Source organism: Alitabrizicola rongguiensis (genome assembly GCF_021491355.1).
Lineage (GTDB): Bacteria > Pseudomonadota > Alphaproteobacteria > Rhodobacterales > Rhodobacteraceae > Aliitabrizicola > Aliitabrizicola rongguiensis.
Window position 1 is genome coordinate 851398 of the sequence record NZ_JAKENF010000003.1, and the last position, 25535, is coordinate 876932.

At 64.3% G+C, this 25535-nt stretch carries 28 protein-coding genes and 1 tRNA gene; 8 read left to right on the forward strand and 21 right to left on the reverse strand.

Going from position 1 to position 25535, the window contains the following annotated elements; all coding sequences use genetic code 11:
- Positions 1-4 precede the first annotated feature (4 nt).
- Complete coding sequence (locus L0V05_RS15660; RefSeq protein WP_234872034.1) at positions 5-757, reverse strand: cytochrome c biogenesis CcdA family protein; 753 nt, start codon at positions 755-757, stop codon at positions 5-7.
- A gap of 109 nt (positions 758-866) precedes the next feature.
- On the opposite strand from L0V05_RS15660, the gene L0V05_RS15665 reads away from it, so the two are divergent.
- Positions 867-1109, forward strand: coding sequence for a sulfurtransferase TusA family protein (locus tag L0V05_RS15665; RefSeq protein WP_234872036.1), 243 nt, complete (start codon positions 867-869; stop codon positions 1107-1109).
- 53 nt (positions 1110-1162) lie between these two features.
- Here L0V05_RS15665 and L0V05_RS15670 read toward each other — a convergent pair whose 3' ends face one another.
- The 7 genes from L0V05_RS15670 to L0V05_RS15695 form a co-directional block, all read right to left on the reverse strand.
- Positions 1163-3949, reverse strand: coding sequence for an Rne/Rng family ribonuclease (locus L0V05_RS15670; RefSeq protein ID WP_234872038.1), 2787 nt, complete (start codon positions 3947-3949; stop codon positions 1163-1165).
- Position 3950: 1 nt separating this feature from the next.
- Positions 3951-4082: a hypothetical protein gene (locus L0V05_RS20555; protein ID WP_255683782.1), complete on the reverse strand. Its 132-nt coding sequence runs from the start codon at positions 4080-4082 to the stop codon at positions 3951-3953.
- A gap of 374 nt (positions 4083-4456) precedes the next feature.
- The gene (locus tag L0V05_RS15675; RefSeq protein WP_234872040.1) at positions 4457-5785 is read right to left on the reverse strand and encodes a sigma-54-dependent transcriptional regulator; all 1329 of its coding nucleotides are present in this window, start codon (positions 5783-5785) and stop codon (positions 4457-4459) included.
- A gap of 6 nt (positions 5786-5791) precedes the next feature.
- The gene (locus tag L0V05_RS15680) at positions 5792-7558 is read right to left on the reverse strand and encodes a sensor histidine kinase (RefSeq protein ID WP_234872042.1); all 1767 of its coding nucleotides are present in this window, start codon (positions 7556-7558) and stop codon (positions 5792-5794) included.
- A gap of 68 nt (positions 7559-7626) precedes the next feature.
- Positions 7627-8295 carry a phosphoribosylformylglycinamidine synthase subunit PurQ gene (gene purQ / locus L0V05_RS15685; protein WP_234872043.1) on the reverse strand — a complete coding sequence of 223 codons (669 nt, stop codon included), beginning with the start codon at positions 8293-8295 and terminating at the stop codon, positions 7627-7629.
- Positions 8296-8507: 212 nt separating this feature from the next.
- Positions 8508-9545 carry a zinc-binding dehydrogenase gene (locus L0V05_RS15690; RefSeq protein WP_234872045.1) on the reverse strand — a complete coding sequence of 346 codons (1038 nt, stop codon included), beginning with the start codon at positions 9543-9545 and terminating at the stop codon, positions 8508-8510.
- A 114-nt stretch (positions 9546-9659) separates the two neighbouring features.
- Positions 9660-10385: an RNA methyltransferase gene (locus L0V05_RS15695; protein ID WP_319937898.1), complete on the reverse strand. Its 726-nt coding sequence runs from the start codon at positions 10383-10385 to the stop codon at positions 9660-9662.
- A gap of 74 nt (positions 10386-10459) precedes the next feature.
- On the opposite strand from L0V05_RS15695, the gene L0V05_RS15700 reads away from it, so the two are divergent.
- Positions 10460-10786 carry a TfoX/Sxy family protein gene (locus L0V05_RS15700; RefSeq protein WP_234872047.1) on the forward strand — a complete coding sequence of 109 codons (327 nt, stop codon included), beginning with the start codon at positions 10460-10462 and terminating at the stop codon, positions 10784-10786.
- A gap of 51 nt (positions 10787-10837) precedes the next feature.
- On the forward strand, positions 10838-11458 hold the full coding sequence (locus L0V05_RS15705; RefSeq protein WP_234872050.1) for a thiamine phosphate synthase: 621 nt from the start codon (positions 10838-10840) through the stop codon (positions 11456-11458).
- 67 nt (positions 11459-11525) lie between these two features.
- On the opposite strand, the gene olsA is transcribed toward L0V05_RS15705, so the two are convergent.
- The 3 genes from olsA to L0V05_RS15720 form a co-directional block, all read right to left on the reverse strand.
- Positions 11526-12353, reverse strand: coding sequence for a lyso-ornithine lipid O-acyltransferase (olsA, locus tag L0V05_RS15710; RefSeq protein WP_234872051.1), 828 nt, complete (start codon positions 12351-12353; stop codon positions 11526-11528).
- On the reverse strand, positions 12350-13138 hold the full coding sequence (olsB, locus tag L0V05_RS15715; RefSeq protein WP_234872052.1) for an L-ornithine N(alpha)-acyltransferase: 789 nt from the start codon (positions 13136-13138) through the stop codon (positions 12350-12352). Before olsB ends, olsA begins: the two co-directional genes overlap by 4 nt.
- A gap of 147 nt (positions 13139-13285) precedes the next feature.
- Positions 13286-13468 carry a DUF3553 domain-containing protein gene (locus L0V05_RS15720; protein ID WP_234872053.1) on the reverse strand — a complete coding sequence of 61 codons (183 nt, stop codon included), beginning with the start codon at positions 13466-13468 and terminating at the stop codon, positions 13286-13288.
- A gap of 33 nt (positions 13469-13501) precedes the next feature.
- Between L0V05_RS15720 and L0V05_RS15725 the strand changes: the two genes are divergently transcribed.
- Together L0V05_RS15725 and L0V05_RS15730 are read left to right on the forward strand one after the other, a co-directional pair.
- Positions 13502-14095 (forward strand): histidine phosphotransferase family protein, encoded by a 594-nt coding sequence (locus L0V05_RS15725; RefSeq protein ID WP_234872054.1) that lies wholly within the window; start codon positions 13502-13504, stop codon positions 14093-14095.
- A gap of 126 nt (positions 14096-14221) precedes the next feature.
- Positions 14222-14848 (forward strand): glutathione S-transferase family protein, encoded by a 627-nt coding sequence (locus L0V05_RS15730; protein WP_234872055.1) that lies wholly within the window; start codon positions 14222-14224, stop codon positions 14846-14848.
- Between the two features lie 2 nt (positions 14849-14850).
- Here the strand turns inward: L0V05_RS15730 and L0V05_RS15735 are convergent, their stop codons facing one another.
- The 7 genes from L0V05_RS15735 to L0V05_RS15765 form a co-directional block, all read right to left on the reverse strand.
- Complete coding sequence (locus L0V05_RS15735) at positions 14851-16122, reverse strand: glutamate-5-semialdehyde dehydrogenase (RefSeq protein WP_406565978.1); 1272 nt, start codon at positions 16120-16122, stop codon at positions 14851-14853.
- Positions 16123-16188: 66 nt separating this feature from the next.
- Positions 16189-17283: a glutamate 5-kinase gene (gene proB / locus L0V05_RS15740; protein ID WP_234872242.1), complete on the reverse strand. Its 1095-nt coding sequence runs from the start codon at positions 17281-17283 to the stop codon at positions 16189-16191.
- Between the two features lie 26 nt (positions 17284-17309).
- A complete protein-coding gene (obgE, locus tag L0V05_RS15745; protein ID WP_234872056.1) occupies positions 17310-18341 on the reverse strand; it encodes a GTPase ObgE in 1032 nt (343 codons plus the stop codon).
- A 91-nt stretch (positions 18342-18432) separates the two neighbouring features.
- Positions 18433-18984 (reverse strand): GNAT family N-acetyltransferase, encoded by a 552-nt coding sequence (locus L0V05_RS15750; protein WP_234872058.1) that lies wholly within the window; start codon positions 18982-18984, stop codon positions 18433-18435.
- 204 nt (positions 18985-19188) lie between these two features.
- Complete coding sequence (gene rpmA, locus L0V05_RS15755; RefSeq protein WP_234872060.1) at positions 19189-19458, reverse strand: 50S ribosomal protein L27; 270 nt, start codon at positions 19456-19458, stop codon at positions 19189-19191.
- Between the two features lie 6 nt (positions 19459-19464).
- Positions 19465-19917: a 50S ribosomal protein L21 gene (gene rplU, locus L0V05_RS15760; RefSeq protein WP_234872062.1), complete on the reverse strand. Its 453-nt coding sequence runs from the start codon at positions 19915-19917 to the stop codon at positions 19465-19467.
- 184 nt (positions 19918-20101) lie between these two features.
- Positions 20102-20929: a DUF2059 domain-containing protein gene (locus L0V05_RS15765; RefSeq protein WP_234872064.1), complete on the reverse strand. Its 828-nt coding sequence runs from the start codon at positions 20927-20929 to the stop codon at positions 20102-20104.
- Between the two features lie 210 nt (positions 20930-21139).
- On the opposite strand from L0V05_RS15765, the gene L0V05_RS15770 reads away from it, so the two are divergent.
- Positions 21140-21229 (forward strand) — tRNA-Ser (locus L0V05_RS15770).
- A 172-nt stretch (positions 21230-21401) separates the two neighbouring features.
- On the opposite strand, the gene L0V05_RS15775 is transcribed toward L0V05_RS15770, so the two are convergent.
- Positions 21402-21755 (reverse strand): hypothetical protein, encoded by a 354-nt coding sequence (locus tag L0V05_RS15775; RefSeq protein WP_234872065.1) that lies wholly within the window; start codon positions 21753-21755, stop codon positions 21402-21404.
- 154 nt (positions 21756-21909) lie between these two features.
- The gene (locus tag L0V05_RS15780; RefSeq protein WP_234872067.1) at positions 21910-22209 is read right to left on the reverse strand and encodes a hypothetical protein; all 300 of its coding nucleotides are present in this window, start codon (positions 22207-22209) and stop codon (positions 21910-21912) included.
- 167 nt (positions 22210-22376) lie between these two features.
- Between L0V05_RS15780 and L0V05_RS15785 the strand changes: the two genes are divergently transcribed.
- Together L0V05_RS15785 and L0V05_RS15790 are read left to right on the forward strand one after the other, a co-directional pair.
- On the forward strand, positions 22377-22976 hold the full coding sequence (locus L0V05_RS15785; RefSeq protein WP_234872068.1) for a hypothetical protein: 600 nt from the start codon (positions 22377-22379) through the stop codon (positions 22974-22976).
- A gap of 286 nt (positions 22977-23262) precedes the next feature.
- Positions 23263-23760, forward strand: coding sequence for a hypothetical protein (locus L0V05_RS15790; protein ID WP_234872071.1), 498 nt, complete (start codon positions 23263-23265; stop codon positions 23758-23760).
- Between the two features lie 1026 nt (positions 23761-24786).
- Here the strand turns inward: L0V05_RS15790 and L0V05_RS15795 are convergent.
- Positions 24787-25329, reverse strand: a complete 543-nt coding sequence (locus L0V05_RS15795) for a hypothetical protein (RefSeq protein ID WP_234872073.1) — start codon at positions 25327-25329, stop codon at positions 24787-24789.
- Positions 25330-25535 lie beyond the last annotated feature (206 nt).

Sequence of the window (25535 nt, forward strand, 5' to 3'; positions counted from 1 at the left end):
AGGGCTAACCTATAGTCGCCATCGCGGGAAATGTCTCGAGCAGCCAATAGGAAAAGCTCGAGAAGCCCCCGGTCAGCATCAGCAGGCCGATCGTCCACAACAGAAGCCCCATCAGGCGCTCGATCTTCTCCATGTGGCGCGTCATCCAGGCCATCAGCCCGGTCAGCCGCGGGAAGAATATCGCCACCAGCAGGAAGGGAATCCCAAGACCAGCGGCGTAGACGGCGAGCAGCAGCGTGCCACGCGCAACATTCGCCTCGCTTGCCGCAAGCGACAGGATCGCGCCCAGCTGCGGGCCAATGCAGGGCGTCCAGCCGAAGGCGAAGGCAAGGCCCAGCACATAGGCCCCAAAGGCCGAGCCGCCGCGGTCGCCGGCATCCATGCGGATGTCCCGCTCGAGAAAGGGCATGCGGAGGATGCCAAGGAAATGCAGGCCGAACACCATGACGATCAGCGCGGCAACGGTGTTGAACCATTCGGCATGGGTCAGGAAGAACGCCCCGAAGAGCGAGGTCGTGAACCCGAGAAGCAGGAAGACCGTCGAAAGGCCGAGCACGAAGAACAGCGCGGCGAGGACGACGCGTGTATGCGCGTGGCCGGATTTGCGCATCTCGCCCACGCTGATCCCGCCCATATAGGCAAGATAGGGGGGGACGATCGGCAGCACGCAGGGGCTGAGGAAAGACAGGATGCCGGCGGCCAGCGCCACCAGCATGGCCGGGACAAGCCCTGCGTCGATCACGTCGATTCCGAACATGCCTGTCCTCCTGTCCCGCCGACATAGCCCAAGCCATTCCCGCCGTCACGCTGCAGCAACGTCACAAAGGCGTGGACGTCCCCTGCCGCCTGGCGTATCCGCCCATGCCATGACCGACGCGCCGAGCTGGGATGACGAGATTGACTGCGAGGGGCTTCTCTGCCCCCTGCCCGTCTTGCGGGCGCGCAAGCGGCTGATGGCGATGCAACCCGGGCAGGTTCTCCGCGTGCGCGCCACCGACGGGATGGCAGCGATCGATCTTCCGCATTTCTGCGCCGAAGCCGGGCATGCCTTCCTCGGCGCCGTGCAGGACGGCGCGGTCGGCCTCTACCTGATCCGGCGCGGCGAATAGAAAGACGGGCGCAAGGTTTCCCCCGCGCCCGCCTTTTGAGCTCTTGCGTCCAATCAGCGGCCGATCGACCACCAGCCGCGCTTCTTCGGCTTGCCGTCATCATCGGCCGCTTCGGGTTCCGGGGCGGCAGGTTCCGGGGTGGCTGTCACGACCTCGACCTCCGCCGGAGCAGCGGCTTCCACGATCGCAGCCGGCTCTCCTGCGGGAACAGGTTCCGATTCCATCACGACGGCCTGCACTTCGACAACTGGGGGCGCCGGTGCTTGCACCGCAGGGGCCGCCTCTGCGGCCTTCTTGCTGGACGAGCGCGAGCGGGTCGAAGTCTTGGGTTTCGGCTTCTCTGCAACTTCCGGGGCCGCAGATTCAGCGGGTTCGGCGACGGTTTCTTCGCTCTTGGCCTTCGACTTCGACGACCGCGACCGGCTGCTGGCAGGCTTTGGAGCCGGCTCGCCCTCGCCGGTCTTCTTCGAGCTGCTCCGCGAGCGCGATTTCGGCTTGGCTGCAGGTTCCGCTTCCGCTTGAGCCGGCTCCACCACTTCGGCCGCGATCACTTCGGCGTCGGACGCGCCTGCAGCCTCGGCCGCGACAGCAACCTCGACGGAGTCTTCTTCGTCGTCCTCGGCGGTGTCATCGCCCTCATCCTCGTCAGAGGCGTTTTCGTCGCCCGACTGAGCCGTGGACTGAGCCCCCTCAGCCGACCCGCTGCCTCCCCGACGACGGCGACGGCGACGGCGCTTCTTCTTCGGCTGACCGTCACCCGAGGCCGACTGCGGGCGCGGGGCGGCGGCTTCCTCGGCTTCTTCCTCGACCTCGTCGATCTCTTCGACGATATCTTCGTCTTCCTCGACCAGATCCGGCATCGTCGTGCTTTCCGCCGAGATGACCGAGGCCATCGCGGGCGAGATCACCCGAGTCGCCGTCTTGAACTTCTCGATCGAGTAATCCGGGCTGATGAGCGCCGGATCGGCCTCGATCCGCACCGCCATGTCGTAGCGGGCCTCGATCAGTGCGATATGCTCGCGCTTCTGGTTCATGAGGTAGTTGACGATCGCGACCGGGGCCTTCAACAGCACCTCTTTCGAGCGCTTGCGCGTGCCTTCCTCTTCCAGCGCGCGCAGGATCTGCAGCGCCAGGCTGTCATCCGACCGGATCAGGCCGGTGCCGTGGCAATGGGCGCAAGGCTGGGTGGTGGATTCAAGCATTCCCGGACGCAGGCGCTGGCGGCTCATCTCCATCAGACCGAAGCCCGAGATTCGACCGACCTGGATGCGGGCGCGGTCGGTCTTCAGCTTGTCCTTCAGGCGCTTCTCGACGGCGGCGTTGTTCTTGCGCTCTTCCATGTCGATGAAGTCGATGACGATCAGGCCGGCGAGGTCGCGCAGGCGCAGTTGCCGCGCGATTTCCTCGGCGGCCTCGAGGTTGGTGTTCAGCGCGGTCTGCTCGATCGAGCCTTCCTTGGTGGCCCGGCCCGAGTTCACGTCGATCGCCACCAGCGCCTCGGTCACGCCGATCACGATGTAACCGCCGGATTTCAGTTGGACGACCGGGTTGAACATGCCGCCCAGATAGCTTTCGACCTGATAGCGCGCGAACAGCGGCATCGGCTCGTGATAGGGCTGCACGACCTTGGCGTGGGACGGCATGATCATCTTCATGAAGTCCTTGGCCACGCGGTAGCCTTCCGCGCCTTCGACCAGAACTTCTTCGATCTCGCGGTTGTAGAGGTCGCGGATCGACCGCTTGATGAGGTTGCCTTCCTCGTAGATCGGCGCGGGCGCGATCGACTTGAGCGTCAGTTCGCGGATCTGCTCCCACAGCCGCATCAGGTATTCGTAGTCGCGCTTGATCTCGGGCTTGGTCCGCTTGGCGCCCGCCGTGCGGATGATGAGACCCGCGCCTTCGGGCACCTCGATCTCCTGCGCGATTTCCTTGAGCTTCTTGCGGTCCGCCGCCTGGGTGATCTTGCGGGAAATCCCGCCGCCCCGCGCCGTGTTCGGCATCAGCACGCAGTAGCGGCCGGCCAGCGACAGATAGGTGGTCAGCGCCGCGCCCTTGTTACCGCGCTCTTCCTTGACGACCTGGACCAGCATGATCTGCCGGACCTTGATGACTTCCTGAATCTTGTAGCGGCGCGGACGGGGTTTGCGCGGCTGGCGGATTTCCTCGGCCACGTCCTCCTCGGCGACGCTTTCGATCTCGTCATCAACGTCGGCAGCATGATCGACGGCGCGGTAAGGCCGGTGGCCATTGCCATTGCCGTTGTCGTCCGCCGCCGAGGGCGGCTCACCGGCGTGATCGTGGTCATGTCCGCGATGCTGACCGGTGCTGTCGTCGGCTTCGGATGCCTCCGGGGCCTCTTCTACCAGGGTCTCGGATGCGAACAGAGCATCCGCGCCGGTCTCTTCGCCCAGATCGACGACATCCATCGATCCGATCTCGGCGCCGGCCAGCGTCGCATCCCCCTCGCCCGTGACAGCCTCTGTCCGGGGTGCGGGTTTCGGACGCGACCGTGACCGCGAGCGGCCGTTCTCTTCCTCTTCCATCGCCCGGGCATAGGCGCGCTCTTCCTCGAGCAGCGCTTTGCGGTCGGCGACGGGGATCTGGTAATAATCGGGATGTATCTCGGCGAAGGCGAGGAAGCCATGCCGGTTCCCGCCGTAATCGACGAAGGCCGCCTGAAGCGACGGCTCGACCCGGGTTACCTTTGCGAGGTAGATGTTGCCTTGAAGCTGGCGCTTGTTGACGGTTTCGAAGTCGAATTCCTCGACCTTGTTTCCGTCGACCACGACCACGCGGGTTTCTTCCGCATGGGTGGCGTCGATAAGCATCTTCTTTGCCATGTTATTCCAATGCACCGGCGTTGCCGCCGTCCTGCGAAGCAGGCTCCGGGCGGACGGGCAGCGTGGCGCGGGTGACTTGTTCGGGCGAAGGTGGGCGCAAGGTCCAGCGGTCCGGCGGCGCCTGGGCGCTCATGCCGTCCTGATCCTGTCGATGCGCATTCCATCGCGGTTCTGGTCCCGGAAGCGCAGGGCGCTTCCCTTGTGAAAAGCCCGTCACATCAACGACGTGGCAGGCAAGCCTCTTGGCCTTTCGGCCTTTTTCCGCCTCTGGCGCGTCCGGGCCACCTCGGACCCGGCCCGCGCCTCCGGCGCGAAAACTCTCGCGCGGACGGTCTGTTGTGACCGCTAACCGCGTTCCGTGACCATAAAGGTCATGCGCAGAAAATGACAATGGGGATTCGTGATGCGTGCTTGGGCGGCTGTCCGAATTTTCTGCGAAAATTCGCCGCCGCCCCAGCCGCCGCAGCGACGAATGTTGAATTTTCGCAGAAAATTCGGTTGCGCCGGTCAGACGTAGTCCGACCGGCTGAGGCCGTATTTCGCCATCTTCTCGTTCAGGGTCCGGCGCGGCAGGCACAGTTCCTCCATCACCGCGACGATGGACCCCTTGTGACGACGCATGGTGTTGTCGATCAGCATCCGCTCGAAACTGTCGACATGCTCCTTCAGCGGCTTGCCCTCGGTGGTCAGCACCGGCCCAGCCGCCTCGTTGTCGGCCATCAGGAGCGAGGCGATCGACCCGGACCCCCGCCGGTTCTGCAGGACCGCCCGTTCGGCGATGTTCACCAGCTGGCGGACATTGCCGGGCCACGGCGCCTGCAGAAGCTGCGCCGCTTCCTGCGCGGTGACCTGCGGGGCGTCGCAGCCGTATTCTTCGGCGAACTCCTCGGACAACCGGGTGAAGAGCGCCAGAATGTCCTCGCCCCGCATCCGAAGGGGCGGCAGCGTGATCTTCATCGCCCCGATCCGGTAGTAGAGGTCGGGCCGCAGCGCATCCTCGACCGTCTTGTCCGGCGCATGTTCGTTGCAGATCGCGATGATCCGGGTTTCGGGCGGGGTGCCCTGCTCATTGATGACGGTCAGGAGCCGTGCCTGCAGCGCGCTGCTCAGCGCCTCGATATCCTCGAGACAGAGCGTCCCGCCTCGGGCCTCCTCGATCAGCGGGATGGATCCGTCCTCGGTCGGGCCGAAGACGCGCTGAGTCAGCTGATCCTCGGACCAGGCGGCGCAGGAGATGGTGACGAATTTCTTGCCGGCGCGCGGGCCGACCGCATGAAGCGCGTGGGCGACCAGCGTCTTGCCGGTGCCGGTCTCGCCGTCAATCAGCACATGACTGTCCGCCTGCCCGAGATCGAGAATGTCCTCGCGCAATCGATCCATGACAGTCGACGTGCCGATGAGCTTCTTCATCATCTGGCTGCCGTCGGCAAGTTCGCGACGCAGCGCGCGGTTGTCGAGCGTCTGGCGGCGCACCTGCGTCGCGCGCTTGGCAAGTTCGGTCATGCGGTCGGGGTTGAAGGGCTTCTCGAGGAAATCGAAGGCCCCCACCCGCATCGCCTCGACCGCCATCGGCACGTCGCCATGCCCGGTGATAAGGATGACCGGCAGGCCGGAATCCTGGCCCATCAGCTTTTTCAGCAGCGCCATGCCGTCCATGCCCGGCATCTTGATGTCGCTGACGACAACGCCGGGAAAGTCCGGGCCGATGCCCTTGAGCGCATCCTCGGCGCTGCCATAAGTCTCGGTGTCGAATCCCGACAGGGCGAGCCATTGGCTGATCGACTGGCGCATGTCGGCTTCGTCGTCGACGATCGCGACCTTCATCGTGCGTGCCATGTTACCTCACTCGGCTGCTTCGGTGGTCTCGGTCAGGGCCGGTTGTCCCAATATGGGAAGCTGAACCTCGAATACAGCCCCACCGCTTTCCGAATTGCGGGCGGTCAGTCTTCCGCCCAGATCATTGATAATGCCGGACGAGATCGCAAGGCCAAGTCCGACCCCCTCTCCCGGCTTCTTGGTCGTGTAGAACGGCTCGAACAGGTTTTCGAGGTCGCTGATGCCTGGACCGTTGTCGCGCACGGCCAGAGTGGCCGTCTCCCCTGCGGTCAAAAGGATCTCGATCTCCGGCTCGGAGCGGTCCCGCGTGGCGTCCAGCGCGTTGCGCAGCAGGTTGATGATGACCTGCTCCAGCCGGATGCGGTCCGCCAGCACCATGACCGGGCCCCGCGGCAGAGTCCGCGTGATCTTCACGACGCGAGCCTTGAGTTGCGGCTCCATCATCGACAGGGCCGAGGACACGGCCTGCTTTACATCGACCGGCTCGAAGGCCTCGCCCCCTTTGCGGGCATAGGACTTCAGTTGCCGGGTAATCGCCCCCATGCGGTCGATCAGGTCGTCGATCCGCTGGAAGGACGACAGCGCCTCTTCTGCGCGACGGCGCTGCAGGAGAAGCCGCGCGCCCGCCAGATAGGTCTTCATCGCGGCCAATGGCTGGTTCAACTCGTGGCTGACCGCCGCCGACATCTCGCCAAGGGCTGCGAGTTTCGAGGATTGCGCCAGCGTCTGCTCGGCGACCTCGAGGTTCTTGCGCATCTTCTCGCGCTCGGCGATCTCGCGCTGAAGGCGGGCGTTCAGGAGGCGCAACTCGGCGCTTTCGCGCTGGAACAGCACCGACTGCGACAGGGCCCGGCGGGACAGAAGATAGAAGGTCAGCGCCAGAAGGATGGCAAAGCCCATGATCTCGAGCGCAAGCACCCCGTTCACCTGGTCGCGGATCGAGGTGTAGGTGGTGTAGGTGACCAGCCGCCAGCCCTGGAAGGGGATGCGCGCTTCGGTCTTCATCACCGCCTCGCCGCGCACATAGGCGTCAGGCTGGGTTTGCGTCCAGTCGGTCGTCGCCATCACCGCGCGTTCGAAAGTCGAGTTGCCGCTTTTCATCGCAATGGCTTCGTCCAACGGCAGGGCGCGCCAGCGCGGCTCGGTCGCGAGAAGGACGACGCCTTCGCTGTCGGTGATCGCGACGGCGTCCTGCAGGCCGGCCCAGGCGCGCTCGAACTTGCGCAAGTCGACCTCGACCACCACGACACCGATGGGCTTGTTCTCCGCGCTCAGCGCGCGGGAATAGGTAAATCCGAAGTCGCCCTCGTCGCGGCGGGCAACCGTAAAGACCGTATCCTTCGACCGGAGGGCCGAGATGAAGAACGGTTCCTTCGCCATCGAAACGCCAAGCCGGTGGCGATTGGTGGCCGCGACGATCCGCCCGCCGCCGTCCAGAAGCACGATCGAGGCCGCAGCGATTTCGTCCTTGAACGAGATCAGCCGCTGCGAGGTATAGGTGAAGTCATGCGACTGCAGCGCCTTGATAAGTTCCGGGTCACGCGCCAGAAGCAAAGGCACGACCTGGTTGCGCTGCAATTCGGCCAACAGGTTCCCGGAATAAAGCGCCAGACGCAACTCAGCACGTGTCCGGGTCGCCTCGGTCGAGCGCGCGGTCATCCACTGGTTCGTGGCGAAAATCACGCCGATGGCGATCAGCACCAGCGCCGCAATGGCCAACTTGACGCGCCAGCTCAGGCCGGGCGTCGGATCCCCCTCGGGAGATGTAGTCATGGCGTAGCCGTTATCGGTCATTGGCAGCCAGTCTAGGCTGCCCGGCGCCGCGCCTCAAGGCGCCGAGGTCACGCTTCCGCGAGCGCGCCGACGACCGAGCGGAAAAGCACCGACCCGTCGGTGCCACCCTGCGCAGCGTCCACGACGCGCTCTGGATGCGGCATCATGCCAAGGACACGGCGGTTGTCCGACAGGATGCCCGCGATGTCTGCCATCGCCCCGTTGGGATTGTCGACGTAGGTAAAGGCGATGCGGTCTTCGGCCTTGAGCCGCTGCAGCGTGGCGGCATCAGCGGTGTAGTTGCCGTCGTGGTGGGCAACCGGAACGCGGATCACGCTGCCGGTCTGCCAGCCCGCTGTGTAGGCGCTTTCACGCGTCGCGACTGTCAGACCGACGGTGCGGCAGACGAACTTCAGCCCCGCATTGCGCATCAACACGCCCGGCAGCAGACCCATCTCGGTCAGCACCTGGAAGCCGTTGCAGATGCCAAGCACATATCCGCCCTTCTTGGCATGCGCCGCCACGGCCTGCCCGACTGGCGAGCGCGCGGCGATCGCGCCGCAGCGCAGGTAATCGCCAAAGGAAAATCCGCCGGGGATGCCGACGATGTCGGTGCCCTTCGGCAATTCGGTTTCCTTGTGCCAGACCCTCGTCACCTCGGCCCCCGCCTTGGCAAAGGCCTCGGCCAGGTCGCGGTCGCAGTTCGATCCGGGAAAGGTGATGACGGCGGCTTTCATCGGCAACGCTCCGAGTCTTCTGGGGATGCCCGGCCCATACCGCAATCCGCGCGGCTCTGCCAGTGCGAAGCCTTTGGACAGAGCCCCCGATCTGCGTCTGTTCCCAAACATCCCACAGGGTGCGATGCGCCATTAGAAGCGCTCGGGTCCCTTCCTTCAGCAATGAATGCCTGGCCCGTGACCGGGGTCGGGACCCGGGAGCCGCTCGTGCCCTAACCGGCGAAGTCGTCGATGACCGCAACGCCCGGCGGCATCGGCCCGTTGAACGCCCGCAGCTCCGCGCTTGCCCCGGAAAGCGGCACCGTACGCGCAACGATGGGCGAGACATCGACCCGTCCCGTCTCGATCAGCGTCAGGAGCGAAGGATAGCGCCAACTCGGCATGCCGCGCGAACCGAAGAGCGAGAGCTGCTTCATGTAGACCGCGTTCAGGTTGATCTCCATCCGCGCCATATGACCGGTCGGCAAGCCGATCTGCACATGGCGGCCGAGTGGGCGCAAGCATTCGACCGAAGCGTTGACCGTGGCCGGAATGCCGAGCGCCTCGATGCTGACATGGGTGCCTCCACCGGTGATCTCGGCAATCCGCGCCGCCACGTCGCCGTCGCGTGCATCGACCGCCGCCTCGGCGCCAAGCGACAGGGCGTGGGCCAGTCGTTCGGGCACGATATCCACCACGACGACCCGCGCACCAAGGGCATGGCCGAGGATCAGCGCCGAAAGGCCGACGCCCCCTGTCCCGTGGACGGCCAGCCATTCGCCGGCCTGCAGCGCGGCGCGTCCGGTCAGTGCATGCCAGGCAGTCGTCACCCGGCAGCCAAGGCCGGCTGCCATGACCGGGGACAACATCTCGGGGAGGCGCGCAAGGTTATGGGCATGGGGCACGGCGATGAATTCGGCGTAGGCGCCGGGCTCGCCGAAGCCGGGCACGCGTTGGCTGCGGCAGGTTGTGGTCTGGCCCGAACGGCATTCGGGGCATTCGCCGCAGGACAGGATGAACGGGGCGATCACCCGGTCGCCGACCTGCCATCGGGCCAGCGGGCCGACCTCGACCACCTCGCCGGAATACTCGTGCCCGGGAATTGCCCCGGGCTTCACCTTCGGATGCTCGCCGACCCAGCCATGCCAGTCAGACCGGCAGATACCGCAGGCGAGTACCTTGAGGACCACACCATCAGTCGGACAGAAGGGATCCGCGACCTCCTCGATCGAAAGGTCCTGGTTGTAATTCCTCAGAATGGCGGCGCGCATGGAGTCCTCCGGTTTTCGACCTCATCAGCGCAAGGCCGCCTGCGCCGGTCAAGCGCGTCGCGTCAGGTCGAGGTCGCAAATGGGCGATCGTGCCGATTTCCCCAGCAGGTCAGGTTACTGCAGTTTCCGGGCAATCTGGCGCAGCATGCCATGAAGGCTCTGGACATCGGCGCGGGTTAAGGCCAGCCGTGCCCACATCTGGCGGATGGCCAGCTTCATTCCGGGGGCCTTTTCCGGCGGAAAGAAGAAACCCGCGGCCTCGAGCCTTTCCTCGAAATGGTCGCCCAGTTTCTCGACCTCGATGCGACTCGCGAAGTCGGTTCCGGCCATTACCATGACCTCCGCCGGAACCTCTGCCGTTTGCCGCCGCCATTCGTAGCCCATCAGGAGAACGCATTGCGCGAGGTTGATCGAGGGGAAATCCGGGTTCACCGGCACGGTCACGATGGAATTGGCGAAAGCAATGTCCTCGTTCTCGAGCCCCGCGCGCTCGGGTCCGAAGAGGACGCCCACGCGTTTGCCCTCGGCGGCCAGCGCCCGCGCCTGCTCCATCGCGCGCTCCGGCGTCACCACCGGCTTGGTGATGTAGCGGCTGCGCGCGGTCGTCGCAAAAACGTAGTCGCAATCGGCCACTGCGGCATTCACCCCTTCGTAGGGGCCGGCGAAGTCCAGAAGCCGCCCTGCCCCGCTGGCCATCGCCACAGCGCGGGAATTGGGCCATTCGTCGCGCGGATCCACGACGCGCAGCCCTTCCAACCCGAAGTTCAGCATTGCCCGCGCAGCGGCGCCGATGTTTTCGCCCATCTGCGGGCGGACAAGGATGAAGACGGGCGGGGTCACGGGCAAATTCCTTGGTCGGGTTCAGGCGCGCCTGATACGATGCCGGGGCGGCAGGTGGCAAGAAGGGGCGCGGCATGGCCTGGGACGAGGCACTGGCAGAGCGGATCCGGACGGACATTTCCGGCCACCCCACAATCGAGAAGCGCATGTTCGGCGGCCTCGCCTGGATGCTGCATGGGCACATGGTTTGCGGCATCCACAAGGGTGGTGCCTTCTACCGGGTCGGCAAGGCGAACGAGACGGCGGCCCTTGCCCTTCCCGGGATCACACCGATGGCCATGAATGGCCGGGCCATGGCCGGCATGGTCGAAGCGACGGGCGAGGCCAGCGCCGATGACGTAAGCCGCCAAAAGCTGCTGGGGCTGGCAACCGGTTTTGTGAATTCGCTGCCGCCCAAGTAGACCGCCCGCGAAAGCTGCGCTAGGACGGGCGTCACAATCAAGGAGCCCCCCATGGCCGAAGCCGAGCGCCCGCAGATCTATCTCGTCACCCCGCCCGACGCGACGCTCGAGGACTTTCCCGACCGTCTGGCCGAGGTTCTGGACGCGGTCGAGGTCGCTTGCATCCGCCTGTCGCTGGCCACGCGGGACGAGGACCGCATTTCACGCATGGCCGATGCATTGCGCGAGGTCGCCCATGCCCGCGACGTTGCACTGGTGATCGAGAACCATCTGTTGTTGGTCGAACGGCTGGGGCTGGACGGCGTTCATCTGTCGGACGGCGCGCGCAACCTGCGCAAGGCGCGCAAGGATCTCGGGACCGACGCGATCGTAGGCGCCTTCTGCGGCACCACCCGGCATGAGGGCATGAATGCGGGTGAGGCCGGGGCGGACTATGTGGCTTTCGGTCCGCTCGGCGCCTCGCCGCTCGGCACAGGGGCTTCTGCCGAGTTCGAGCTGTTCCAATGGTGGTCCGAAATGATCGAGGTTCCGGTGGTGGCCGAGGGCGCGCTGACCGCAGACCTGGTCGCCAAGTTCGGTCCGGTCACGGACTTCTTTGCCTTCGGCGAGGAAATCTGGCGCGAGGCGGACGCCACGGCTGCGCTGAAACGGTTGATCGCCCCGCTCGGCTGAGGGCGCTGCCCAAATTCCTTGCAAGGATTTTGGCAAACTTCTTCAACGAAAATTGCGGGGCCCAATCTCAGGCCTCGGCGAAGGGGTGGCTGGCTCGGATCACCCGCTCGCAATGGGCGGCCAGCGCCTTGCGGTCTGGGAAGGCGTCGACCGGCACCGGCGGATGCAGGATCACCTCGGCCATCCCCTGCCGCGGCGCGGCCAGAACCGCCAGCAGATGCGGCCCAAACGCCATTTCTCCCCACCAGCCATAGAAACGGGGATCGGCACCTTCTGGCGCGCGGTAAACCACGGTAACGGGCTGGATGCTGAGCACCGTCTCAAGACCATGAGTGAAGAACGCTGCAAAAAGCGTTGTCTTGAATGGCAAAACCCGGAGGCTATCGGTGCTCGTCCCCTCTGGAAAAAACAAAAGCCGATGCCCCGCCCGCAACCGTTCTTCGAAGAGTTGCTGTTGCGCCTTCGCCTCGCTCCCCTTCCGGGCAATGAAGACCGTTCCCGTCGCCTTGGCCAGCCAGCCGATCCCCGGCCAACCCGCGACGTCGTCCTTGGACACGAAGTAGATGCGTTGCACCGCGTTCAGGGTGAAGATGTCGAGCCAACTTGCGTGGTTTGCGACGACCGCTCCGCGCTCCTGCATCGGCGTGCCGATCACCTTCAGGCGGATCCCGAGGATCACCATTGCCGAGCGGCAGACGAACTGGGTGATCCACGGCGTCCATGGCCGGTCCAGCCCGAAGAGCGGCCGCTCGATCAGCCGAAGAAGCAGCAGGAGAAGCAGGCAGCCATAGGTGACGATCGCAAGAGCCCCGCCCCGCAGGATCACCCGGACCCAGCCCATCACGCCCGGACGCGGCAGGACCATCTCGTCGGCAAGCCAGTCCTTGCCGCTCATCCGGCCTGGCCCGCCTTGCGGATGTAGAATTCCCGGTGCTTCGCCGACATCCGTGCCGTGTCCATCACGAGGCAGACATCGGTGGTGTTGAAGGCATGGTCGATCCAGGCCCCTTCGCCAACGAATCCACCCAGCCGGAGATAGGCCTTTATAAGCGCCGGGGTCGCCACCATCGCCGCCCGGCGGTCGATCTGGTCGGCAGGCACAAGATCCATCCGCTGGAAATGGTCCGGCTGTGCCCGGACCCGCAATTCGGGCGGCGCCAGATGGTTGTGGTGGAGATACGAGAGCGGCATCGCCAGCGGTTCGATCTCGGTGCCGTGGAAACTCGCGACGCCAAAGAGGATCTCGATCCCCCGCTCCAGCACATAATCAGCCAGGGCGTTCCACAGGTGGAACATCGCCGTCCCGCCGCGATGATCCGCCGCGACGCAGGACCGGCCGAGTTCAAGCAGCTTGCGTCCCGAGGCCTTGAGCGGACCCAGGTCATACTCGCTTTCCGAATAGAACCGTCCGCCCGTGGCCAGCACCCGGTCGCTCGGCAACAGGCGGTAGACCCCCACGACATCCTCAAGACGCGCCGGATCCTTTCGGGTGTCGATCAGCAGGAGATGGTCGAAGATCGTGTCGAATTCGTCCCGCTCGAGCCGCGCCTCGTGATCGACCAGGACTCCGTCGCCGCCCAGTTCCTCGACAAAGACCTCGTACCGCAGCCGCTGCGCTGCCCGCAGGTCGCGGTCGTCCCGCGCGAGACGGAGCGTGAAATGCGGTTCCTCGGGAATCATGGAGCAGTCGCAGCCTTGAGTTTGCCGGCCGGATTGGACCTGCCTCTCGCCCGGTGGTTTTAGGGTTTCGTAAACCTTATTGCAACAGACCGGACAGGCAGCTTCCTGCTGCCGCTTGCACAATCCTGGGTTGTATGCCAGCACATGTCAGGCCTCGAAGACCAGCTGCAGTTCGACCTGCGCCCCATCGATCACCACCTTGCCTGCATGTTCGAAATTGACCGTGATCCGTCCGCCGATGCTCGACTGCACCTGCCCCAGCCCCCAGTCCGGCTGGCCAGGATGGCGCACCAGCATCCCCGGCTCAAGTATCGCGTTGACACCCTTCATCCGCCCCTTGCCTCCACTTGCGGGACAATGCCCATGACCGATCGCCCCGACCTTGCTGCACTCATCGGATCGCGGATCTGCCACGATCTTGTCAGCCCGATCGGTGCGATCTGCAACGGGGTCGAGTTGATGGTGATGGAACGCGGGCGCACAAGCCCCGAACTGGATCTGATCGCCGACAGCGTCACATCGGCAAATGCCAAGCTCCGTTTCTTCCGACTGGCCTTCGGGGCAAGCGGTGGGCAGCGCGTTGCACGCGCCGAGGTGCAGTCGATCCTCGCGGCTTACGTGTCCGCGACGCGGCTGGCGATATCCTGGACCAGCGACCCTGATCTTTCACGCGGCGAGGTGAAGGTGCTGCTTTTGAGCCTGCTTTGCCTCGAAACTGCCATGCCATGGGGCGGGCGCGTCTCGGTCCTGCAGGGGCCTGCGCGATGGTCCGTGCTGGCCGAGGCCCCACGGCTCAAGATCGACCCCGGCCTCTGGGGCTCGCTGCAAGCGCCCGAACCGGGGCTGGAGGTTACACCGGCCCTCGTCCAATTCCCGCTTCTGGCCGAGGACCTGCGCCGCTCCGGCCGCCGATTCAGCGCCGAACTCGGGGATGGTACGATCCGGCTCGAGCTTTGATGCCCGCAGCACGGGGGCCGCGCCCTGGCGTCCAGCGCCCGCTTTCTCGGACTCCCCTTGACGGAAGCCTTGGTCAGGCGTTGGCTCTGCCGCAGATGAGTCCGGCACGCGCGCAGGGAGGGAATGATGCCCGCATACAAGGTGACCTACTTCGATTTCGCCGGCAGCCGCGGCGAGGAGGTCCGACTTGCGCTGTCGATTGCCGGGCTGTCGTTTGAGGACCACCGCCTCGACCGCGCATCTTTCGCCCAGCTCAAGTCGCAGTTCCCCTTCGGCAGCCTGCCAACGCTCGAAATCAAGGGGCACGGCGTCTTCGCCCAGAGCAACGCCATCCTTCGGCTGATCGGCCGCCAGAACGGACTTTACCCAGAGGATCTTTACGAGGCCGCCCGGCATGACGCGCTGATGGATGCGGCCGAGGACCTGCGCCACCGCATCTCACCGACCATGCGCATGCCCGACGGGCCGGAAAAGGTCGCCGCCCGCCAGCAGTTGGCGGCAGAGTACCTACCACTCTGGGGGGCCTGCGTGGAGCGTGCCCTCGCCGCGGCCTCGCCCGCGGGGCCTTTCGTCATGGGGACGAAGATCGGCGTCGCCGACCTCAAGCTCTACATGGTCCATCGCTGGATCGCGAGCGGAGCGGTGGACCACATCCCGGGCAGCGTGCTCGCCCCGTACGAGCGGCTGAACCGTCTCGCCGAGGCCGTGAGCGCGCACCCGGCGGTCGTCGCCTGGTCGGCCCGCGCCGCCTGAGGTCAGGCGCGGATCGTCCCGTCCCCGGTCACGAGATACTTGAAGCTCGTCAGCTGCTCGGCCCCCACGGGGCCGCGCGCATGCAGCTTGCCGGTGGCGATGCCGATCTCGGCGCCCATGCCGAACTCGCCGCCATCGGCGAACTGGGTCGAGGCGTTGCGCAAGAGGATCGCGGAATCGAGCCGCTCGAAGAACCGCGCTGCCGCGGCATCATCCTCGGTCAGGATCGCCTCGGTGTGCTGGCTGCCGTATCTGCGGATATGGGCGATGGCCTCGTCCACACCATCGACGATCTTCGCCGCGATGATCATGTCGAGGAATTCGCGGCCGAAATCGTCCGGCGCGGCCTGAACCGTGCCGGGCACTTTCAGAAGGTCGCCCTCTGTCCGCACCTCGACCCCGGCCTTCACCAGATCCTCGACCAGCACCGCGCCGTGGCGGTCATGGAACGCCCGATCGATCAGCAGGCATTCGGCCGAGCCGCAGATGCCGGTGCGCCGGGTCTTGGCGTTCAGCACCACGCGGCGCGCCTTCTCAAGATCGGCTGCGCCATCGGCATAGACGTGGCAGATGCCCTCGAGATGGGCAAAGACCGGTACCCGCGCCTCTTTCTGCACCAGACCGACCAGCCCCTTGCCGCCGCGCGGCACGATGACGTCGATCCATTCCGTCGCGCGCAGCATGGCCGAAACCATCTCGCGGTCGCGGGTCGGGATCAGCTGGATCGCCGCCTCGGGCAGGCCCGCCGCCCTCAGGCCCTCGACCATGCAGGCATGGATCGTGGTTGAGGAATGGAAGCTCTCCGACCCTCCGCGCAGGATCACCGCATTGCCCGATTTCAGGCACAGCGCGCCAGCATCGGCGGTGACGTTCGGCCGGCTTTCGTAGATCACGCCGATGACGCCGAGCGGCGTCCGGACCCGCTGGATATGCAGGCCCGTGGGCATGTCCCATTCCGCAATGACCGAGCCAACCGGATCATCCTGTGCCGCAACCGCGCGCAGGCCTTCGACGATGCCCTTCACCCTGCCCTCGTCGAGCCTGAGGCGGTCCATCATGGGCGGGTTCAGCCCTTTGGCCGCGCCGACGGCCTGGTCCTTGACGTTGGCCGCGATGAGCTCTGCCCGCCGCTCCCAGAGCCGATGTGCGGCGACCTCGAGCGCGCGAACCTTGGCCATCGATGGCGCGAAGGCAAGCTCCGCTGCCGCCGCTTTCGCGCGGGCGCCGATTTCCGCCATCAGGTCGCTCATCGCTCCGTCCATCGCCTTCACCATGAACTTCTTCTGTTCCCAAATATCCCACGGGGGTCCGGGGGTGTGACCCCCCCGGGGCTCTCCACTTCAGACCACCATGTCGTCCCGATGCACCAGCGCCGCGCGGCCCGCATAGCCGAGGATCGCCTCGATCTCTCCCGAGCGGTGCCCGGCGATGGCCTTGGCCTCGGCGGCCGTATAGCGCACCAGCCCCTTGCCCAGCACCACGCCGTCGGGGCCGAGGATCGCCACCGGATCGCCGCGCCCGAAGCTGCCCGTGACCTTCTTCACCCCCGCCGGCAACAGCGACTTGCCCGCTGCCAGCGCCGTCACCGCGCCCGCATCGACCGTCACCTCGCCGCGCGGCTTCATCGCCGCGATCCAGCGCTTGCGCGCCGCCTGCGGATCGCGCTCGGCCACGAACCAGGTGCGGTTCGCGCCCTCGGCCAAAGCCTTTAGCGGCCGAAGGACCGAGCCTTCCATGATCGCCATGGCGCAGCCGCCCGCGACGGCAGTCTTGGCGGCCAAGAGCTTGGTCTTCATCCCGCCTTTCGACAAGCCCGAGATCGGATCGCCCGCCATCGCCTCGATCGCCGGGGTGATTTCCTCGACCAGATCGAAGCGCTGCGCCGTCGGGTCTTCCTTCGGGTTCGCCGAATAGAAGCCGTCAACATCGGACAGAAGCACCAGCTGATCCGCCTCGATCGTCACCGCGATCTGGGCCGCCAGCCGGTCGTTGTCGCCGAAGCGGATCTCGTCGGTCGCAACCGTGTCATTCTCGTTCACGATCGGCACGACGCCAAGGCCGAGCAGTGTCTCCATCGTCGCGCGCGAGTTCAGGTAGCGGCGGCGGTCCTCGGTGTCGTCGAGCGTGACGAGAACCTGCGCAGTGGTGATGCCATGCGGAGCAAGCACCTCTTCATAGGCACGGGCAAGGCGGATCTGGCCGACGGCGGCGGCGGCCTGGCTCTGCTCCAGCGCTAGCGCCCCGTCCGGCAATCCGAGAACCCGGCGGCCAAGCGCAATCGAGCCTGAGGAGACGAGGATCACATCCGTGCCTCGCGCCTTGGCGGCGACCACATCCTCGGCCAACCCGCGCAGCCAGTCGATCTTGAGACCGGTCTGGCGGTCCACCAGCAGGGCCGAGCCGATCTTGACGACCAGCCGCTTCGCCGCGCGAATGTCGGGGGCAGAGGCGCGGGTTTCGGTCAGGGCTGCCAAGGACCGCCCTCCTCGACCTCCGCCTCCGCCCGCTCGCCGGTGATCTCGGCATAGAGGGCGCGCAGGACTTCGGGGATACCCTTGCCGGTTACGCCCGACATGGAGAAAACCGGGCCGCCCGACGCCTTTTCCAGCGCCTTGCGGCGGGTGGAGAGCGTCTTGGCATCCAGCGCGTCGATCTTGTTGATGGCGGTGATCCGGGGCTTGTCCGCCAGCGTGCCGCCATAGGCCTCGAGCTCGCCGATGATCGTGCGATAGTCCTTGGTGATCGTGGACGATGTGCCGTCGACCAGATGCAGCAGCACCGCGCAGCGTTCGACATGGGCGAGGAACTGGTCGCCCAGGCCCCTGCCCTCGCTCGCCCCCTCGATCAGGCCGGGAATATCGGCCATGACGAATTCATGCCCGTCGATGCCGACGACGCCGAGGTTCGGCACCAGCGTGGTGAAGGGATAATCCGCGATCTTCGGCCGTGCGTTCGAAGTCGCGGCGAGGAAGGTCGACTTCCCGGCGTTGGGCAGGCCGACAAGCCCGGCATCGGCAATCAGCTTCAGCCGCAGCCAGATTGTCCGCTCGACCCCCTCCTGCCCCGGGTTGGCGCGGGCCGGGGCGCGGTTGGTGGCGGTCTTGAACTGCATGTTGCCCCAGCCGCCATTGCCACCCTTGGCCAGAAGCACACGCTGCCCGACCTCGGTCAGGTCGGCGATCACCGTCTCTTCATCCTCGTCGATGATCTCGGTCCCGACCGGCACCTTCAGCACGATGTCATCGCCAGTCTTGCCGGTGCGCTGGCTGCCCATGCCGGGCTGGCCGCTCTTGGCGAAGAAATGCTGCTGGTAGCGGAAGTCGATGAGCGTGTTCAGCCCCTCGACCGCCTCGGCCCAGACCGAGCCGCCATTGCCGCCATCGCCGCCATCGGGGCCGCCGAACTCGACGAACTTCTCGCGCCGGAAGCTCACGCAGCCCGACCCGCCGCCACCCGAGCGGATATAGACTTTGGCGAGGTCGAGGAACTTCATGGGGCAGGGCTTTCCGTGGGATCAGGTCTTGGCGATAGACCCGGACGGGCCGGGGCGCAAGCCTCGGCCCGCTTCCCGGCCCGACCGGAGGTCAGTCGAGCTTGCGAATATAGGTCCAGGTTGGGACGCGGGCGTTGCGGGCGACGCTGAAGGTCTCGGCATCCCCGATGTATTCGAAGCCGTTGTTGGTCAGCACACGGGCAGAACCGGGATTGTCCTGGAACACCTCGGCAAAGATCGTGCGTGCGCCCTGCGGGTTCGCCGCGATCAGGCCGCGGACGGCTTCCGAGGCAAAGCCCGCATTCCAGAACGCCGGCGCGACCCAGTAGCCGATCTCGGTCTGGCCACGGTCCATCTTCTTCAGCGAAATGACGCCCAAGACTTCGGACAAGCCCGAGGCGGAGCCATCCATCACCCAGACGTCCTCGTCCGACTTGCCGGACATCGCCCTGGTCACGAAGGCCTCGGCGGCGCCGGGCGGCAGCGGGTGCGGGATCGAGCGCGTGGCCTCGGCCACACGGCGATCACCGGCATACATTGCAAAGAGGCCGGCATCGGAAATCCGGACCGGCCGCAAAACGAACCGCCCCGCCGGCAGCGCCGCAGCGGACGCCTGCGTTGCGATCGTCATGTCGAGTGTCATGGCTTCCCTCCTTCGAAGCGCATGCGGGGAGTTCTCCCCTGTTCCGTCGCGACCCTTGCGGGGCCGAGACCCTCCCCCTACCGGAACAAGATGGCGATCACGTGTCATGCGCCCAAGCCCTGCAGGAACAATATGTCGAAAAACTTAAGGGGGACCGGCGTTTCCGCCGATCCCCCGATGTGGCACCCGTCTGGGGCTTTCGGCTTACTCGGCGGCCTCCGCCGACGGGAGAACCGAAATGAAGGTACGGCCCTTGAGGCCCTTCTTGAAGGTCACGCGGCCCTCGACCACGGCGAAGATCGTGTGGTCGGTGCCCATGCCGACGCCCTCACCCGGGAACCAGGTGGTGCCGCGCTGGCGGACGATTATGTTGCCCGGGGCAGCCACTTGGCCACCATAGAGCTTGACGCCCAGACGACGGCCCGCGGAGTCGCGGCCGTTGCGGGAAGAACCGCCTGCTTTCTTGTGTGCCATCTGTCGTTACTCCTGGGCAGCGGCGGCCTTGGCGGCACGCTTCGGTTTCGCGGGGGCTTCGGCGGCTTTCGCACCGGGGGCTTCGTGCGAGGCGCGGCGCGCATCGGCGGTGCCGGTCGCGGCGGCGACGCCCGACTTCTCTGCGCCCGAGGCGAGGATGTCGGTCACGCGGACCAGCGTCAGGTGCTGACGATGACCCTTCGTGCGCTGCGACGAATGCTTCCGGCGACGCTTGACGTAGTGGATGGTCTTCTCGCCCTTGATCTGGTCGATCACCTCGGCCTGCACGGCAGCGCCAGCGACGAGGGGCGAGCCGACGGTGACCGAGTCGCCGCCAACCATCAGGATTTCATTGAACTGGATCTTGTCGCCAGCGATGGCCGCGAGCTTTTCAACGCGCAGGACGTCACCCGCCTGCACCTTGTATTGCTTGCCGCCCGTCTTGAGGACCGCGAACATGGGTCTTTCCTTCTTCTCTGCCGCGTCCTGTGGCCCCGGGTTCAACCGGCGTTAGGTGCCTCGAACAGCGCGCCCCGCTTCCGGGACGATATGAAACAAAAAGCCCCGGCCGGGCAGACGCCCTTCCGGAGATGCGGTCATATCGGGCAATGACTGCGGATTGTCAAGCGCCGGCAGTAGCCGATCAGATGTCCTGACCGGCCAGAACCTGCGCTGCCGCGCGGCCCAGTTCATTCGATATCTCGGCATAGACCGCGCCGTAGGCCGCAAAGAGGGCCGCATTCAGCGTCTGGCCGGCCTGGGTTTCGGAAAAGCTGATGTATTTCGCGAGTTCTGCATCGCTCAGCGGGTGATAGGCCAGAGCCAGATAGGGCATCAGCCAGTCTTCGGTCTCGCGCCGCACCTGCGGCTCCTGTGCCCGGACCTCGGCAACGATCTCGTCGTCGTCCATACGGTCGCCGGCAAAGGCGCCGCCATCGTTCAGGCCGTGATAGAAGGCGAGGTTGGCGTTCATCGTGCCAGCGACATTCTCCTCGATCAGGTTGTTCACCTCGGCAAAGCGGCGCAGGTCGCCAACGCGCCCGCTATCCTCTTCTTGCAGCGCGGACCATGACAGGCGCGCCGCCTCTTCCGCAGCGGGATCGAGCATCGTTCGGCGCGCGTCGATCTCAAGGCCGACGATCCGCTTGCCAAGCTCGCTGGTGAAGAAGTCGAGGATCACAGGAACGTCCTGCGGCACGGCAGCCAGATGCTCGGCGAAGACGTCGTCAAACTGCGACCGGACGGCCGGGGCGCCATAAATGGCAGCAACCATGCCCTGCCAGCGGCCGCTGTCCTCGTCCGGGAAGAGTTCGCCTGCAAGATCCTCGCCATAGTCGACGCCCTCATCGCGCATGACCTCCATCAATTCAGGCACACGCAGCGCCGCCGCCACGTCCTGCGCCGTCGCGGTCTGGGCTTCGGCCGCAGGGACGGCCAGGAAAAGCAGTGCTGACAGGGCAATGAATCGCATGAGCAAGACCGGACTCCGCATGGCCGCGACCGCCCGCCTCGGGTCGGACGTGCCGGCAGGCTAGGCGCTTCTAACGAGACTGCCAAGCCCTGCCGCCACGTGGGGAATTGCCGGGAAAGAGGTTGTTACGCACTGCCTGAAAACTCTGCAGAATCGGGGTTGCAAGCCGTAGCCCGCTCGACTAAACCGCCGCCGACGACCCCCAGATGCGGAGAGGTGCCGGAGTGGTCGATCGGGGCGGTCTCGAAAACCGTTGAGCGTGCAAGCGTTCCGTGGGTTCGAATCCCACCCTCTCCGCCACTTGCCATTGATTTTACTGTCATTTTTGGCATTCCGGCGAGCGCACCCACCATAAAACCCCACAACTTCTTTGGGCTTTGCCGATATGCAGGGCAAGGCAGTTCTGTCTGCTGCCCACTAACGCTGTCTGCCCCACCTGTTCGGAGGGGCTCATTTTGCTAGGCAAAGGATGCTATTTGAAGCAGCCCTTAGCGGTTCCTGCCGCAGTGAGCGCTTCATAGTTGCCCTTCATCGAGGCGAGCTGGGCGGAATAATCGGTGCCACTTGCAACCAAGAAGGCGGCCGGCCAGAAGAGAACAGTGGCGACACCCACCGCCACGGCATCATTGGTCGCCTTTTTCTCCTGGGCGCCGGTCAATTCGTTCACCTTGTTCACGACCATGTTTCGTTCGGAGATGATCTGTTTGCAGCTATAGCTGGAGAACGTGCTGGGGCTGACGTAAGTCGCCACGACGCTCTCAGGTTGGCTTGCGCAGCCGGCGACAACTGAAACGGCCAGAAGAAGCGCCAAACTCGTCTGTTTCACAGTATTGTCCTTTCATTGTGAACAATACTTACTTCACAGGAGAATTTGGCGGCATTCTGGCAACTTCGCTGTCAAAATGTGAAACACCACCTGTAACTGTCCCGCATGGCCTCCACGATCCAGCGTATTGGATCTGGGGTTGACGCGCGGTTCGTCACCTCTGCGGCGAATAATAGCTTGGAAAGACCGTGCCGTCGGCAAGTTCCAGGGATGGGAAAGCCGCGACGAACGCCTGTGCATCCGATGGGAGCCGAAAGTACACAGCGATACGGTCGCCCTTGGCGTTGCTGCCGCCGCTGTGGACCGCGTAGCAGGTTCTTCCCACATTCTGGTCTAACCAATCATAGATTGGCGTCACAAGTCGTCCCAGGCCACGCTTGGGGACATAGAACCATACCCGCACGGGGAAGGCTTCTTCGTCGGTCTTGGACTGCGGGCGCGTGCGGCGGGTCATGTCTAGAACAAATGAGGAACATTCGCGAGTCGCAAGGGCATTCTTGGAGGCCGTGGGCCGCACTTGGTCGCACGCGTTGCGTCGGCCATCAGAACCGTCATGCATTCCTCCTAGTCGAATCGCGTCTCGACGTGGCAGCATCACGCAAGGGTGATTTGGAGGGTTCAATGCGTTTTCTGGGACTAATTGCATCGGTTCTAATTGGAACTGCCGCGCAAGCAGCGACCTACGAATATGATTATGACAAGAAGACTCTGTCACTTGACGGTCAGGTTCAATCGAAGATCGATTTCAAGCTTGGCTCGAAGTTCGACATTCGCTTTACGTTCGACGATGGGTGGCTTTCGAGTGATAACCCCCTTGGCATAAAGTCCGTCGTTCATGATGGAACCCGGATTACCTTCTCGCCGCGACCTATGTCTTCGTCAGCGCTCGATTTTTGGCTGAGCGCTGGCTTGCTACCTACTTTCTCAACTCAAACCGGCTTTCGCAGTCTGCCCGGAGGCAGTTTTTCGGCCTATTGGGATTGGAACGGCCGTGACTGCCGGACGTACGGCTACAGTTGCGCATATGAAGATAACTTCTTTTCATTCATAGGCGGGTACGGCAGTGAACCACGTGAATCGACCTATAGCATTACGGTGAGTTCTGTCCCTGTCCCCCATTCTGTCATCGGTTTGGCTTCGTTCATGGTTGCACTCTTTGCAGTCGGCAACCTGACTCGTCGTCGCGGCAGGCACAGTGGCCAGCTCGCAAAATTCGGCTGAGCCAAGCGAAAGCAGTTGCCTGGGGTGCCGCTTCCGAAACACAAACCCGATTCCTAGCGTCCCGGCCAGATGTGGCGAGCTGGCCGGGAACGGTACCTGAGCGGGGCGGCCGTCTGGCGTTACGTCATGGTGGCGGCCGAAAGGGTCAGGGGCGGGCGTCGGGCATCCGATATTCTCCAATCCACAGACGGGTCATGTGTTTATCTTTCCTTTGCGAGTAGCGACTGCCTTGTCGAATCGAGCTGCTGCTGACAGCATCAAGTCGTTGTGAAAATTGGAGATTGTGATGCAACTAGTCGGATACACTCTTGCGGCGCTTTTGGGGACGGTGGGCGTTGCACAGGCAGCGATTTACAATCTGTCGTTCATCACCGACGCGCCTCGCGGGCAAACGTCCATAGTTCTTCAACTGCCGTCACTTTCCAATGTCCACATAAGTCAGCTAGTCGATATGGAGTCGTCGGATGACTGCGAGTGCGGATATTTCGACCCCCCTATTGTCCATCCTTCTAAGGTTCCCAGCAACGCGACCTCGTCCTTCGAACTGCTGACGGACAGTGTCGGAAAAATTATAGAGATATCCTACTACTATTCTGAGGATTTCTTCGCATGGAGCTGGAATAAGAGCAGTTTCACCGAGAGTTTGTGGAGCGACGAAGAGAGCAGCGAGACTTATGCGGGCTATTGGCGTGTTGCAGCCGTTCCACTACCTGCGACTGCTCCATTGCTCGCGGGTGGGGCGGCGCTCATGGTCTTGGCGGCAAGGAAGCGCCGCTATCAGTGAGCAGAGGGGTCGCACCCTCGTAGCTCGGCAATCGTCGTTAGCGCAGGCGCTCCCAAGGAATCACGCCTGCGCTATCTTGGAGGCCACAGGCGGGCCATGCCGTCGAATTTAGAGCCTAAGCGGGCCGACGGCGGCCTGCGAATGCCAACAACGCTGCACCGCCCGCGAGCAAGAAAGCAGATGCTGGTAGTGGCACATAAGCTGTCTTCTGGCCCCAATAACACCCTATGTCCGCGCGCGCGTTTGGTGTGTGGTAATCTGGCAGCCTCAGGACCTTTCCGATTTGCTCGACTGCCCAAGGCCAGCGCCACCTGTGCGGAATATGGGCTTTGCATTCCCAATAGCTGACGGCGTGCCGTCCGATGCCAGCCTGTCTGGCTAGCTAAATTTGTGACAGGCCCGCAGCCTTCCGAAGCGCAGCAAGTTCGGCCCCGGTCATCAGCGATACCCACCTGAAAAGCCATCGTTATTCTATTTTAAGCGCCCCCGTTACCGATTTCTACGCCGGTCTTTTCAAACCATTGGTTCCGGTCGGACGAAGGCGGGGCAAGGTTGCTCTCAGCCTCTGCTATGCGGAAATAGCGGCGGAAGTCATCGACCCCTGCTTGCGCGCCCTCTGCCTCTGTCATCGGAGCCAAAAGGCGGTTGAACCGTGCCACCCCGCGCAGAGCTGATCCGCCCCGGCCATCGTCTAGGGTGATCTGCGCGCCAGCGGTCGGCTTGCGGGTGTGATGCCCTTGGCGTTGCTTCCTCCGCTATGCACAGCATACCCAGACCTGCCGACATGCTGGTCTAGCCAGTCATAAATCGGTGTCACCAGACGCCCTAGGCCGCGGTCAGGGATGTAGAACCACACCCTAACCGGGAAAGCCTCGTCGTCCGCCTTGGACTGTGCTCTGGTCCATCGCGCCATGACGTGAACAAACGCGGAACACGCGTGAGTCGCAATCAAATGGTGAGCGGGGCGCGATTGAAGGCTGGGGCCTGCCCCCTGCCCTGCCCATTGATGCTAGGTAATGTAGATTCTTAGCTGGGTCGCCGCCTACGAAGTGCCAACCCGAGACCGAGCGCTCCGGCCAGAAGTGGCAAGCTGGCCGGGAGCGGAACGTAGGCGCTCTTTTCGCCCCAGTATCCATATTTGATCTCTGACCCGCGCGGACCCGTGATGCGCACCCCGAGGCCGCCGACAAAACTCATGCTGTAGTAGCCAGCCACAGCTACGATGTCCGTATCCCCTATGGGCGTAATCAGTGTGCCGCGCTTCGGAAGCAGGAATGTCATCGCGAAGGTCGGCAGAACATCGGACAAAGTAAAGTTCAGCTTTGCCTTCGTGTCTGATAGGTCAAACGACACGAGATCATCATAAGTGATAGTGGCTGTTGACTTGCCGGCCTTCTTCGCCGCTTCGATAGCCCCGGGCGTGAAGGAGAACGACCCAACGATCGGGCCGGAATAGGACGGGTATGATCGGAACAGGTATACACCTGAACCCGTAGTCGCGGCGCTTGCCTCACCGAATGTAGCCCAAGCTGCCAATATCGCAGCCGCCGCCATCGCCAAAATGCGCATCGTGTACTCTCCTGTCACTCGCGATGGCGCAAGCGTGGCATAGGATCAATGATTCTCCTAGGACTGGGTGAACGGCGCGGAATGTCATTCGATCCTGCGGCCAGACAACAACTTAGTCGCATGTCGCACCTCTCGAACAATTTCTGCTCCCCATTTCCGGAGCGCCACCGCCTCCGCGCTTCTCTCGCCGTGCCGCCAACAAGGAT

Coding starts and splice junctions, on each gene's coding strand:
- L0V05_RS15675 (WP_234872040.1), bottom strand. CDS start 5,785: ATGGCACGCACGATGAAGGTCGCGATCGTCGACGACGAAGCCGACATG.
- purQ (WP_234872043.1), bottom strand. CDS start 8,295: ATGAAAGCCGCCGTCATCACCTTTCCCGGATCGAACTGCGACCGCGAC.
- L0V05_RS15735 (WP_406565978.1), bottom strand. CDS start 16,122: ATGGTGAAGGCGATGGACGGAGCGATGAGCGACCTGATGGCGGAAATC.
- L0V05_RS15680 (WP_234872042.1), bottom strand. CDS start 7,558: ATGACTACATCTCCCGAGGGGGATCCGACGCCCGGCCTGAGCTGGCGC.
- L0V05_RS15660 (WP_234872034.1), bottom strand. CDS start 757: ATGTTCGGAATCGACGTGATCGACGCAGGGCTTGTCCCGGCCATGCTG.
- L0V05_RS15705 (WP_234872050.1), top strand. CDS start 10,838: ATGGCCGAAGCCGAGCGCCCGCAGATCTATCTCGTCACCCCGCCCGAC.
- L0V05_RS15690 (WP_234872045.1), bottom strand. CDS start 9,545: ATGCGCGCCGCCATTCTGAGGAATTACAACCAGGACCTTTCGATCGAG.
- L0V05_RS15795 (WP_234872073.1), bottom strand. CDS start 25,329: ATGCGCATTTTGGCGATGGCGGCGGCTGCGATATTGGCAGCTTGGGCT.
- olsB (WP_234872052.1), bottom strand. CDS start 13,138: ATGATTCCCGAGGAACCGCATTTCACGCTCCGTCTCGCGCGGGACGAC.
- L0V05_RS20555 (WP_255683782.1), bottom strand. CDS start 4,082: ATGAGCGCCCAGGCGCCGCCGGACCGCTGGACCTTGCGCCCACCTTCG.
- rplU (WP_234872062.1), bottom strand. CDS start 19,917: ATGTTCGCGGTCCTCAAGACGGGCGGCAAGCAATACAAGGTGCAGGCG.
- L0V05_RS15700 (WP_234872047.1), top strand. CDS start 10,460: ATGGCCTGGGACGAGGCACTGGCAGAGCGGATCCGGACGGACATTTCC.
- L0V05_RS15790 (WP_234872071.1), top strand. CDS start 23,263: ATGCAACTAGTCGGATACACTCTTGCGGCGCTTTTGGGGACGGTGGGC.
- L0V05_RS15720 (WP_234872053.1), bottom strand. CDS start 13,468: ATGAAGGGTGTCAACGCGATACTTGAGCCGGGGATGCTGGTGCGCCAT.
- L0V05_RS15780 (WP_234872067.1), bottom strand. CDS start 22,209: ATGACCCGCCGCACGCGCCCGCAGTCCAAGACCGACGAAGAAGCCTTC.
- rpmA (WP_234872060.1), bottom strand. CDS start 19,458: ATGGCACACAAGAAAGCAGGCGGTTCTTCCCGCAACGGCCGCGACTCC.
- L0V05_RS15765 (WP_234872064.1), bottom strand. CDS start 20,929: ATGCGATTCATTGCCCTGTCAGCACTGCTTTTCCTGGCCGTCCCTGCG.
- L0V05_RS15665 (WP_234872036.1), top strand. CDS start 867: ATGACCGACGCGCCGAGCTGGGATGACGAGATTGACTGCGAGGGGCTT.
- obgE (WP_234872056.1), bottom strand. CDS start 18,341: ATGAAGTTCCTCGACCTCGCCAAAGTCTATATCCGCTCGGGTGGCGGC.
- L0V05_RS15750 (WP_234872058.1), bottom strand. CDS start 18,984: ATGACACTCGACATGACGATCGCAACGCAGGCGTCCGCTGCGGCGCTG.
- L0V05_RS15670 (WP_234872038.1), bottom strand. CDS start 3,949: ATGGCAAAGAAGATGCTTATCGACGCCACCCATGCGGAAGAAACCCGC.
- L0V05_RS15725 (WP_234872054.1), top strand. CDS start 13,502: ATGACCGATCGCCCCGACCTTGCTGCACTCATCGGATCGCGGATCTGC.
- L0V05_RS15785 (WP_234872068.1), top strand. CDS start 22,377: ATGCGTTTTCTGGGACTAATTGCATCGGTTCTAATTGGAACTGCCGCG.
- olsA (WP_234872051.1), bottom strand. CDS start 12,353: ATGAGCGGCAAGGACTGGCTTGCCGACGAGATGGTCCTGCCGCGTCCG.
- L0V05_RS15730 (WP_234872055.1), top strand. CDS start 14,222: ATGCCCGCATACAAGGTGACCTACTTCGATTTCGCCGGCAGCCGCGGC.